7 protein-coding genes are annotated in these 7,256 nt (G+C 39.0%); 2 read left to right on the top strand and 5 right to left on the bottom strand.

The window, feature by feature from the left end; all coding sequences use genetic code 11:
* Positions 1–42: 42 nt before the first annotated feature.
* The 4 genes from DAHG_RS09950 to DAHG_RS09965 form a co-directional block, all read right to left on the bottom strand.
* Entirely contained in the window at positions 43–561 is a 519-nt protein-coding gene (locus tag DAHG_RS09950) for a methyltransferase family protein (RefSeq protein ID WP_022938202.1), read from the bottom strand.
* Positions 562–649: 88 nt separating this feature from the next.
* Entirely contained in the window at positions 650–1,417 is a 768-nt protein-coding gene (locus tag DAHG_RS09955; protein ID WP_022938203.1) for a papain-like cysteine protease family protein, read from the bottom strand.
* 365 nt (positions 1,418–1,782) lie between these two features.
* Positions 1,783–2,376: a DUF4230 domain-containing protein gene (locus DAHG_RS09960; protein ID WP_022938204.1), complete on the bottom strand. Its 594-nt coding sequence runs from the start codon at positions 2,374–2,376 to the stop codon at positions 1,783–1,785.
* A gap of 75 nt (positions 2,377–2,451) precedes the next feature.
* Entirely contained in the window at positions 2,452–3,381 is a 930-nt protein-coding gene (locus tag DAHG_RS09965; protein WP_022938205.1) for an alpha/beta fold hydrolase, read from the bottom strand.
* Positions 3,382–3,499: 118 nt separating this feature from the next.
* Between DAHG_RS09965 and DAHG_RS09970 the strand changes: the two genes are divergently transcribed.
* Both DAHG_RS09970 and DAHG_RS09975 read left to right on the top strand, forming a co-directional pair.
* On the top strand, positions 3,500–4,588 hold the full coding sequence (locus DAHG_RS09970) for a nucleotidyltransferase (protein WP_022938206.1): 1,089 nt from the start codon (positions 3,500–3,502) through the stop codon (positions 4,586–4,588).
* Positions 4,588–5,157 carry a YdcF family protein gene (locus DAHG_RS09975; protein ID WP_022938207.1) on the top strand — a complete coding sequence of 190 codons (570 nt, stop codon included), beginning with the start codon at positions 4,588–4,590 and terminating at the stop codon, positions 5,155–5,157. The genes DAHG_RS09970 and DAHG_RS09975 overlap by 1 nt, the downstream gene beginning before the upstream one ends.
* A gap of 25 nt (positions 5,158–5,182) precedes the next feature.
* Here DAHG_RS09975 and DAHG_RS19315 read toward each other — a convergent pair.
* Positions 5,183–7,256 (bottom strand): InlB B-repeat-containing protein (locus tag DAHG_RS19315; RefSeq protein WP_034457008.1); only part of this gene is annotated, 2,074 nt, incomplete at its 5' end.

A 7,256-nucleotide genomic window follows, 5' to 3' on the forward strand; every position in this document is an offset into this window, starting at 1 on the left:
GATATAATTCATGGTTAATCAAACCCACGCATACACTATGATTTAAAAATAGCGCCTGACTTTTTTCATATAATCAAGATACTTGCTGCCAAAGCGCTGTATGCACCAGTTTTCTTCCGCAAGGATGATCCGATGCGCAGCCAACTGAAAAAGCAGTACCGCAGCCAGCAGCAGCCGTGAATGAAGCAGCACCGCGCAGCCGATAAAGAAGATAAAATAGGCAGCATACATCGGATTGCGTGAAAATCGATAGACACCGCTGCAATTAAACCCTGTATTATCACATGAGGCAAAGCTGATGATCGATGCCGTTAAAGCCAGCAAGCCAAAAAGGTAAACCAGCAAGCCCATATAATAGATTGAAGAAGGCGAACGCTTTATCGGCAGTACGAGAATCAAAATAAAAATCATGATATTGGTGACCTGATAAAGCCAATAAAAACCTTTTTCCGTTTTAGGCATCGGTGCAAAATGAGCAGCCCGCCCCAGCGCCTGCTGATCTAGCCTTGATAAAAGCAGGAAACGAATCAAGAAAAACGGCAGCAGCAATAAAAAGCCCATTTCATCACACCTCTCTGTGCCTGACATTAAACATAAAAGCCTGCCTGCTCAAGCAGTAAAGCAGGCTTTAAAACAATCAGCAATTTGATTATTCAATCGGACGAGCGGCAATAAAAAGCATATCATTCAGTTCTTCTTCCGGAAAGAAGTCATACATCGTGAAATTGTAATAGAACCGTTCAGCCGGATAAATGACATAACCATCCTGATTGTGATCCGTTGTATCATATGGATCAGCCATGATCAAGACATCATCCTGCTCCGTATCTGTCCCCATTGTATCATAACCGATGATTACCTGCCAGTGACCGCCCCAATCATTCCATGCCACCATTACCGGTATGCCTACTTTCAAATAATCTTGAATGGTCGATAAGGTAAATGCTTCCGCAAGCTCATCACCGTAATCAAAGGTTGTCGCTAATTCAAAGCCGCCGACACCTTCAAAAATCTCCATTGCCTGACGCAGTGTGGTCGCTTCCGGTGTCAAGCCATTGGAGCGCAGCTGAGCCAAAGAATATTCATCATGATCCCCCAGTTTATCATAATAAGCCAGAACCATCATCGCGCTGGCAACGCCGCAGCTCCATTCTGAGCTTTGCTGGATCGTCTTGAAATGCGGAAGAATCGTCAAAGTATCAGTTGATTCCATGTTATAAAAATCAAGCTGTGTAAAATACGGAGAAGCTTTATGATCTCCCAAACGTTCAACGGCATCCGCACCGTCCTCTAAAGAAATATCCTGCCCATAGGCAAGCTTCATCTCATCTGTAAAATTACTCTGTGGTTCGGCATTCGCCTTTACACAGGCAGTTAGTGTCATCAAACAACATAAAATAGCAATCAGTTTTTTCATTTTAACATTTCCCTTTCTGAAAAATTTAAAAACAGGTTGTACTTGCTGACAAACATCAACTTTCTTTATTTATTATTCCCAAGGATTTTATTTATGATAAGCTGGCAATCTGCATAAAACACAGGTGTCCCTGACAAGTACCTCATCGTTAATCGCTGAAATCATCACCCCGCTTTTCACATGCTTTTTATTATACATAGAACAAAGCTGATTTCAAGCCAAAAGTTTAATAAATTATAATTTTTTGTTTAGTATTATTAAACAAGAGTGACAATTCAGAAGCCATTCATTATCGCTGACATTCTCTTCAAAACATCAAAAAACTCTCACCGGCGGCAAGAGTTTAACATTACTAAACAAATAGTTTATTCATAAACGATTTCATAAACCTCACCGCTTTGTTCAAGCAGTGCCTGTATCACAGTTTTAGCCTTATCCATCGCTTCCGTCAGCAAACCGTTCGCAATGGCTTCACTTTCTACCTTGGCTTTCTGATCCTTGGAGAAATTAGTATAATCAGTAATTTTTATCTGATTAAAGATATTTCTCGTTTCATCAAATACCTCAATGCTGTCTTCATCAATTTCATGCGAAATAATTTTAGCTTCCGGCAGATGCACCGTTACCTTATTGCCATCAACTTGTATTTCCGCTTCTGAAAGATCAACCCCCGCCAGAATCACACCGTCATAGGAAATAATAAATGACTTTGTCATAAAAGGTACCGTCCAGCCATAAAAATCGGTGGCTTGTTCGAATTTACCCATATTTGTATATTTATAGCGAAGCGTTGCTAAATCGCTGACATTCTGCAATTTAGTCGTCAGCAGGTCAGAGGTGATAAGCGGTGCCTTAGCACTCGGTGAGAAAAAGCGGCCGCCGGCAAAAGCAATCAATGCGACTAAAGCTAGGATTGCAATGCCTTTTAAAACATCTTTAGCCTTCTTAATATTTTCCATACACAAGCCCCCTTTGTGAATCCATTATACCTGATTCACAAAATATTTCGAGGATTATGACGAAATTGTAGGAATTTATTTCTGAATTGCCTTTTCAATAAATGCCAGCATATCACTGCGCACTTCATTTTTACTTAAATCATTCAAGATTTCATGACGTACATTCGGATATATTTTATTCGAGATATTCTCATATCCAACCTGACACATAAAATTAACGCTTGCTTTGAACTGTTCCATATCCACCGCGCATGGATCATCGCTGCCGATGATAAAAAGGATTGGTACATAGCGATTCTTCATCTGCCAGTAATTCTTAGAATATGTCTTCTCCATCAAATTTAATACATTCATAAACCCATTCAGTGTAAATGTAAAGCCGCATTTCTCACTGGCATCATATGCTCTCACAACCTCTGGGTCAGAACAGATCCAAGCATTTTCTGACTTTTCCTGACTGAAGCGCTTATTATAAGCACCAAAGGATAATTTATTGATAAAAGCGGAACGATAACGTTCACCCTTAAGCTTGATCATCAGCTGAATGAACAGCTTCTCAGCCGGCAGGGTTGTCCGTTTACTTGGTGATCCGCAGACAATTAAGCCATTGATTTTATCATCATATCTTTTCATATAAGCACGAACGATCAGACTGCCCATCGAATGACCAAACAGAATGAGCGGCAGGCCCGGATAACGCGCTTTAAGCATATCGGTTATCAACGCTACATCATCAACAACGGCATCGCCATTAATATCATTAAAATAGCCATAATCATCCTGTGAAGCTACACTGTCGCCATGGCCGCGATGATCATGCATCACGCAGACAAAACCATGATCCGCGAAATATTCCATGGTTTCAAGATACCGTTCTTTATGCTCTGCCATACCGTGAACCATCTGAATGATTCCTTTGATTTCACCTTCCGGCTCAACACTTAGCAAAGCCAGCTGAGTTTGATCATAAGCCGATGTGATTGTTTCATTTTTTATTTTTGACATACTTCCACCTCTTATCCAGTATAGCACACTTGCTTCACTCTGACACGGCTTTGAATTTTTTTCGCATATGGAAACCTGACCATTTCTATGCTATCATTATTGCGAGAGGGATTTTTTAATGAAAATAACAGGCATCATCGCTGAATATAATCCGTTTCATAACGGTCATATTCATCATATAAATAAAACAAAAGAAATTACCGGCTGTGATCTTTTAATTTGTACCATGTCCGGTCATTTTGTGCAGCGCGGCGAACCGGCAATCACTACTAAGTGGGAGCGGGCTAAAACAGCAGTTGAAAATGGCGTAGATTTAGTCCTTGAGCTGCCCTTTGTCTATGCAGCGCAAAGTGCCGCCTATTTTGCGAAAGGCGCGGTTGACGTATTAAAATTAGCAGGTGTTGACAGTATCTGCTTTGGCAGTGAATCAAACAATCTTGAAATATTGGAACAATTGGCTGAGCTTGATGTCAATCTGAGTGATGCCATGAAAGGCGGTCTTTCACCAGTACAGGCCTATGAGATCTTATATGGCTCACTCAATGCCAATGATATTCTAGCTTTAAACTATATCCGCGCCCTGCAAGGCAGCGGTATCCGGCCTTATTCCATACAGCGAACGAATCATTATCATGAATTGGATACCAGCAAGCAGATTGCTTCCGCGACAGCCATTCGCTATGCAATAAAAAATCAGCTTGATATTAAGCATGCGACATGCATGGAAATTACTGATCCTATCTTTCTTGAGGATTATTACCGATATTTTCAAACGGTTTTATTAACTATGGATTCATCAGCACTGCCGTCATATTTCATGATGGATGAGGGCATTGAAAATCTATTAATCAAACATGCCAGACTGCCTGAATTTGAAGATTTTATCAGTGCCGTCACATCAAGGCGCTATACACGTTCAAAAATTCAGCGTACTATGCTGCACCTGATGATGCAGACAAAGAAAGCGGACATTGACAATTTACCGCCGCTGAATTATCTGCGGGTACTGGCATGCAATGAAAAAGGACGCGCGCATTTAAAAGCATTAAAGGAACAAGGCGTACTGATTGCTTCTAAATTCACACAGATACCAGAAGCATACCGAACTATTGAATACAAAAGCAGTGTGCTCTACGGTTATCCATGCAGTGATGAAAAACGTCAGCAGATCCTTGAACGTGAATTGAAAGCACCGGTGATTCTTTAATGATTTACTTAATTCTGTTAATGCTTGTGCTGCTGCCGATCTTTATCTATTTTCCCAAACCTAAGCAAAACATGGATCATGCCGATTGCATCCTTGTATTAGGCTGTCCGACGCATGAAGACGGAAGTCTTTGTCAAACCCAAATCAGACGCTGTAAGAAAGCCATTGATTTATGGTCTAAACAAAAGGCTCCCTTAATCATGATCAGCGGCGGTAAAGCACATAACGCTATATGTGAAGCCGAAGCAATGGCGAAATACATTCATCAAAGTGATCCGCAGATACCAATATTGATGGAAACTAGAGCCATGAATACCTATGATAATTTTAAGTATTCCAAACAGCTTTGTGACCAGCATCAGATACATTCCATCATCGTAGTTACCAGCACCTCACATTGCCGGCGGTCTGCCTACTTTGCCCGCAAGTTCTTTGATGAATTTGCCATGATTGGTGATGATGAACCCTTTTCATTAAAGAAGCGAACAAGGGAATTTTTTGCGAAGTACAATACCTTGTACTGTGAGATTAAAATAAAATTAAAGAAAAATCGTGGAAGTCAGCATTAAGCTAAGCTTTCACGATTTTATTCATTTAATCTTCAATAGAATTTATAATGTTCCCAGATTCATCTGTTATTACGTTACCATTAATCTTTAAATTCAGCACTTTTCCAGTAGTACATTCAATGAAACCTAATAGCTGTTCACTGTCATCAGCAACAAAATTTACAAGTCCTGCACCATTTGTAAACTTTAATGTGCCGTTAAATTTGGTAACATCATAGCCTATCGTATTCATTTCTATATTTTCCAAATCAATATCACCGGAAATATTTATGGTCTTACCATTTAAATCAATATTCTTATCATTGACTAAATAAGACAGACCAGAAAGCTCTTCAGGTGTATTGATCGTAAATTCTGAATCATTTTCATTATACCAGGAAGCATCGGTATAATAAAACCAATGATCATCTGTCTGCACTTCACTTCCATTAACACTCACTGAATTATTACATTTCTTAGGAGCTTGTACCAGTATCCAATAAGAACCTTCATTTATAAATTTTGTATTTATAAATTTAACATTATTTTCATTTGCCCCATATTGAAGTGATAACACTTTTTGCGGTTGTGAACCTGGGTCAATATTCGCCTCAATTGTACTGTCAATAAATGTTAATTTATTTTTCTGACCCAAAGTACCAGGAATATAATTAATATAATAATCATTACCGCTATAATAACCATGTTTTCCACTAATCACGATAGTTGAATAAGCATTTCCATATCCTCTATGAATATTAGTACCTACTAAATAACTTCTTTCAATAGTGAAATCTGAGTTATTTGAAAAAGACCTTATTGCTGCCCAGCCTTCAATGTGTGAATCAGTTATATCTACAGTCATATCAGAAGCATCATCAAAGATATTTAATGTATAAGAAGAAGCAAATATTGAAGTATTATCAATAATTAAGTGCGTACCTTTTACATTGCAAATGTATATTCCTGATTCCATATTCAGTTTATCTGTAGGTTTTAAAGTTATATCATACAAGCCAACAGTCCCATTATTTAATTCAGTAGAATTATCATCACCCATACTAATCACACTATTATTACTATTAGATATAATGGCATGATCATCACCGAAAATATTAACTGATGTTGAAACTTGAACTTTTGCGTTAACTTGAATATCGTTTTTTAAAACAATATTGCCGCCTTTTGCCGCTGCTGCTTTTAATGTATCTTCATTATCAACCAAAACACCAAACTGCGCTGTTAATACAAGATTTTCTTTCACTGGTTTTGTCAGATCATATCTTTTATCACCTTTAAACCATGCCGCAAATACCATCCCATCAGGAGCCACAGCAACAGGTGCAGTTACTAATTTACCTTGTTCTACTGTTTGAGTGTCAATAGTATTACCATCCATGTCTTTAAACGTAACAGTATAATAAGTGATTGATGGCTCGCTGCCACTGCCACCCGATGATCCGCCAGTTGAAGGTTTGTTTACTTCTGGTGCTTGCTCAACATCTTTGCCTGTTTCTACATCTTTGATTACTGTATCCTTGCCTGCTTCTACACCGTCAACATTAGCTTCAACTTTGTTAATTGTACCTTTACCGTCAATACTTACTGGTGCGTCGGCTGTCAATGTGCCTACCGTACTGCCTTTTGATACTTCTACCTTCGTATCTTTTGCACTTTCGGTTACCACCACATTCTTAACATCGGCATTTACCTTGATTTGAGTGTCTGTCTTTACTTCAAGACTTTCTACCGGCGCCTGAATATCCACACTTGCATATGTCCGTGTACTTACTTCCTGTGCTGGTACTTCGATAACTACTTCTCCCTTTGTTGTTGACTGTACTTCAATCTTCTCTACTTCACCTTTGAAGTTCTTGTCTGGTGTTACCACAGCTGTCTCTTCCAATACGATTGTCTTAATTTCTGTTTCGCCGCTTAATACGACTTCTGTATTTCTTGTCTGCGTACTGATTGCTTCAATCTTTGAATCAGTGATCGTTAACTTGCCGGCTGTTTGATTGTCACCAATAACAACCAATTTGCCTTTTACAGTTACACCTTTTAATTCTAACGCTTTGGCCGTTGTCACATCAACATACAGGTTACCTTCAATGACTTCG

Origin of the sequence: Dielma fastidiosa, from assembly GCF_000313565.1 — a bacterium.
In the GTDB taxonomy this organism is placed as follows: domain Bacteria; phylum Bacillota_I; class Bacilli_A; order Erysipelotrichales; family Erysipelotrichaceae; genus Dielma; species Dielma fastidiosa.